At 62.6% G+C, this 3,704-nt stretch carries 4 protein-coding genes; 3 read left to right on the top strand and 1 reads right to left on the bottom strand.

What is annotated here, in order from left to right; all coding sequences use genetic code 11:
* Positions 1-282 precede the first annotated feature (282 nt).
* Positions 283-1,629: an amino-acid N-acetyltransferase gene (argA, locus tag ABWP92_RS16860; RefSeq protein WP_353236560.1), complete on the top strand. Its 1,347-nt coding sequence runs from the start codon at positions 283-285 to the stop codon at positions 1,627-1,629.
* 22 nt (positions 1,630-1,651) lie between these two features.
* Here argA and ABWP92_RS16855 read toward each other — a convergent pair whose 3' ends face one another.
* Entirely contained in the window at positions 1,652-2,641 is a 990-nt protein-coding gene (locus ABWP92_RS16855) for a tripartite tricarboxylate transporter substrate binding protein (RefSeq protein WP_353236559.1), read from the bottom strand.
* Between the two features lie 156 nt (positions 2,642-2,797).
* Here ABWP92_RS16855 and ABWP92_RS16850 point away from each other — a divergent pair, with 156 nt between their 5' ends.
* Both ABWP92_RS16850 and ABWP92_RS16845 read left to right on the top strand, forming a co-directional pair.
* Positions 2,798-3,202, top strand: a complete 405-nt coding sequence (locus ABWP92_RS16850) for a MarR family winged helix-turn-helix transcriptional regulator (RefSeq protein WP_353236558.1) — start codon at positions 2,798-2,800, stop codon at positions 3,200-3,202.
* An 85-nt stretch (positions 3,203-3,287) separates the two neighbouring features.
* The gene (locus tag ABWP92_RS16845; protein WP_353236557.1) at positions 3,288-3,641 is read left to right on the top strand and encodes a RidA family protein; all 354 of its coding nucleotides are present in this window, start codon (positions 3,288-3,290) and stop codon (positions 3,639-3,641) included.
* Positions 3,642-3,704 lie beyond the last annotated feature (63 nt).

Here is a 3,704-nt window from a genome sequence, read left to right as displayed (position 1 = left end):
GGGCAGACACGCTCACTCCAGCACAAGCAGGAACCGCCCCCAGGGCCGCGCTTCGGCACATCGCATGAAGCGCGGCTTTTTCATTCCGGACAAGAGTGTCTTGCCTTGGCGGGTGCAAATATCAAACACCCGTGCGCACTCGGACTCCCGGCAGCCGCTACACTGCGCACTGCGCTTGCCAGCCTCCGAGCACGAAATCAGACGCATCGAGGGCCGCCAGGCGTTTTTTCATCCCATCCTCCCAACGCCCATCCATCCGACAGCCTGACTGCCCGCCCACCCATGTCCGCCGTCTTCAATTTCACTTTCGTTCCCTGGTTCCGGTCCGTGGCGCCCTACATCCACAAGTTCCGGCACCAGACCTTCGTGGTGGGCATCACGGGAGAGGCGATCGCCGCGGGCAAGCTGCAGAGCATCGTGCAGGACCTGGCGCTGATTCAGGCCATGGGCGTCAAGCTGGTGCTGGTGCATGGCTTTCGTCCGCAGGTCAATGAGCAGTTGCGCGCCAAGGGTCATGCACCGCAGTATTCGCACGGCATCCGCGTGACGGACGAGATCGCCCTGGACTCCGCCCAGGAGGCTGCCGGCCAGTTGCGCTACGAGATCGAGGCCGCATTCAGCCAGGGTCTGCCGAACACGCCCATGGCGGACGCCCGCGTGCGGGTCATCTCCGGCAACTTCCTGACGGCGCGCCCCGTGGGCATCGTCGATGGCGTCGACTTCAAGCACTCCGGCCTGGTCCGCAAGGTGGACGTGGAAGGCATCAAGCGCACGCTTGAATCCGAGGCCATGGTGCTGATCTCGCCCTTCGGCTTCTCTCCCACGGGCGAAGCGTTCAATCTGGCCATGGAAGAAGTCGCCACCCGCGTGGCCATCGAACTGCATGCGGACAAGCTGCTGTTCCTGACCGAAGTGCCTGGAATCCTGGTCAAGCCGCTGGAGCCAGAAGGTGAGGACAACCCCATCGACACCGAACTGCCGCTGGCCGCTGCCCGGCTGCTCCTGTCGCAGTTGCCAGCGGCGCAGCGGCCGACCGACACGGGTTTCTACCTCCAGCATTGCGTGCGCGCCTGCGAACACGGCGTCGAGCGCAGCCACATCCTGCCGTTCGCGGTGGACGGCGCGTTGCTGCTCGAAATCTACGTGCACGACGGCATCGGCACCATGGTCATCGACGAAAAGCTCGAGGAGCTGCGCGAGGCGACAATCGATGACGTGGGCGGCATCATCCAGTTGATCGAGCCGTTCGAGAACGACGGCACGCTGGTCAAGCGCGACCGTACCGAGATCGAGCGCGACATCAGCAATTACACGGTGATCGAGCACGACGGCGTGATCTTCGGCTGCGCCGCGTTCTACCCCTACCCCGAGGCCGGCACGGCCGAAATGGCCGCCGTCACCGTCTCCCCCATGAGCCAGGGCACGGGCGACGGCGAGAAGCTGCTCAAGCGCATCGAACAGCGCGCGCGCGCCATGGGCCTCAAGAGCATCTTCGTACTGACGACGCGGACCATGCACTGGTTCATCAAGCGCGGCTTCCAGCCGGTGAGCCCGGACTGGCTACCCGAGGCGCGCAAGAAAAAATACAACTGGGACCGCAAAAGCCAGGTGCTGGTCAAGCAGCTCTGAACCTTCGGCCGGGCATCCGGCCTTACTTGCCGGCCTGCAAGAGCTCCGGGTACTTGCGCGCCAACTCCTGCCAAGCACTTTGCTGCCTGTCAAGCAACTGGGTCATGGCGGCTGCGCTGCTGCCACCCGCGCTTGCGCCAAGCTCTGCCAGCCGCCCTGCAAAATCCGGCGCATCGACCACGCTGCGAACCGCCTTGTTCAATTTATTCATGCGCTCGGGAATCAGTCCCGCCGGCGCCTGCAGGCCGTACCAGATCGTGCTGACGAAATCCACGCCGCTTTCAGCGAAAGTCGGCACGTCCGGCAGTGTCATGGACAGCCTTTTGGACGACGACACGGCAATCGCCCGCAGCTTCCCTGCCTTGATCTGCGGCAGCAGTACGGGAACAAGCGCAAAGGCCGAATCGACCTGCCCGGACATGACATCCGTCACCGCATAGGCGCCGCCCTTGTAGGGAACGTGCAGGATGTCCACGCTGGCCGCCAGCTTGAGATGCTCGACATAGGTATCCAATTGGGCGCTGGCCACGGAAAACTTGCCCGGCTCGGAACGCACCGCGTCCAGGAACTCGGACGGCTTGGTGAACGGCGCATCCGGATTGGTGGCGAGAACGAACGACACCTCGGCCACGGTGCTGATCGGTGCAAGCGCTTCGCGGGGCTCGAAGTTCGGCTTCGGGCCGAAGATGGTATTGGCGATCGAAGTGCTTCCGCCCATCAGCAGCGTGTAGCCGTCCGGGCGCGCCTTCACAACCGATTCCGAGCCGATATTCGTCGAAGCCCCGGGGCGGTTGTCGATATAGACGGGAGTGCCAAGCTCCCTGGACATGCCCTCGGCAAGAATACGCGCGATGCTGTCCGTACTGCCTCCGGGAGGAAACGGCACCACGATCCGGATGCTCTGGTCGGGATAGTCTTCCAGGTCATCCGCGTGGGCGCAGGCGGAAAAAATCCCGAGACAGGCCCAGAAAATGACGCCGGTCATCCTGGAATATGGCCGACGCTTGCTCATACGGCTCTCTCTACTCCGGTTCTATTCAAAATTTGTAAATTCTGCATAACGATAGCACTCATGTTCGAGCATTTCGCCACATAATATTAAATAACTATGTATACAAAAGAGCAAATCGACGAATTGCGGCAAAAACGACGTTACGGCGTCGGGCGCATGCTCCTGCTCGCGCGCAAGGATTTCGTCAACAGGCTTCACGTCGCCATGGGCAATCAACTGAAGGATCTGCCCGCCGCTGCCGCGGGCATGCTTCCCTATATTGACCTGGAGGGCACACGCGGCACCGAGCTTGCCCGGCGCATGGGAGTCAGCAAGCAGGCCGCCGGTAAAGCCGTAAGGGACCTGGAGGCGTCGGGGCTCGTCACGCGTGTACAGGACCTCAGCGATGCCCGCGCATTCAAGGTGCAGTTCTCCGCGAAGGGACTGGACTACATGATGCACATGCACGAGGCCATCAATCAGATAGAGGCAGACTATGTCGAACTGCTCGGCGCGGACAGGGCCCAGGCGCTGCGCGAAGCGCTCAGCCAGATCGCCTATCGCTCGCCGCTGCCTCAATAGCGCCCGTCGCCTCTCGCGGAGGTGATTTGCATCAGGGCTGGCGCAAGCGGGTTACGATCACGCTTTTTTCTTAAAGGAAAATTCCATGAGTACCCCCATCACGCGCCTGCACACCAATGCCCGCATGAGCCAGGCGGTCATCGCCAACGGCTTCGTCTTCCTGGCCGGCCAAGTGGCCACCGACCCCGCCAAGGACGTGGCTGGGCAGACCAGGGAGATTCTGGACAAGATCGACGCCCTGCTCGCGCAAGCCGGCACCGACAAGACCAGGATCGTCCAGGCCACGATCTGGCTGGCCGATCACACCACGTTCGAGCAAATGAACAGCGTGTGGGACGCGTGGGTTCCCGCAGGCCACGCACCGGCGCGCGCCTGTGTGGAATCGGCGCTCGCTCGCCCCGTGCTCAGCGTGGAAATCGGCGTGGTGGCGGCGCTGTGATTTAGAGTTGCTAACACGACCCAGCAAACCGAAGGTTTGCGATCGAGACGAGGCGCGAAGCCG

Source organism: Diaphorobacter ruginosibacter, assembly GCF_040396215.1.
GTDB classification, from domain to species: Bacteria; Pseudomonadota; Gammaproteobacteria; order Burkholderiales; family Burkholderiaceae_C; genus Diaphorobacter_A; species Diaphorobacter_A ruginosibacter_A.
This window is presented reverse-complemented; position numbering and strand designations above follow the sequence as displayed.

Bases quoted from the DNA above. Each gene is read 5' to 3' on its own strand.
- ABWP92_RS16845 (WP_353236557.1), top strand. From the start codon at position 3,288: ATGAGTACCCCCATCACGCGCCTGCACACCAATGCCCGCATGAGCCAG.
- ABWP92_RS16850 (WP_353236558.1), top strand. From the start codon at position 2,798: ATGCTCCTGCTCGCGCGCAAGGATTTCGTCAACAGGCTTCACGTCGCC.
- argA (WP_353236560.1), top strand. From the start codon at position 283: ATGTCCGCCGTCTTCAATTTCACTTTCGTTCCCTGGTTCCGGTCCGTG.
- ABWP92_RS16855 (WP_353236559.1), bottom strand. From the start codon at position 2,641: ATGAGCAAGCGTCGGCCATATTCCAGGATGACCGGCGTCATTTTCTGG.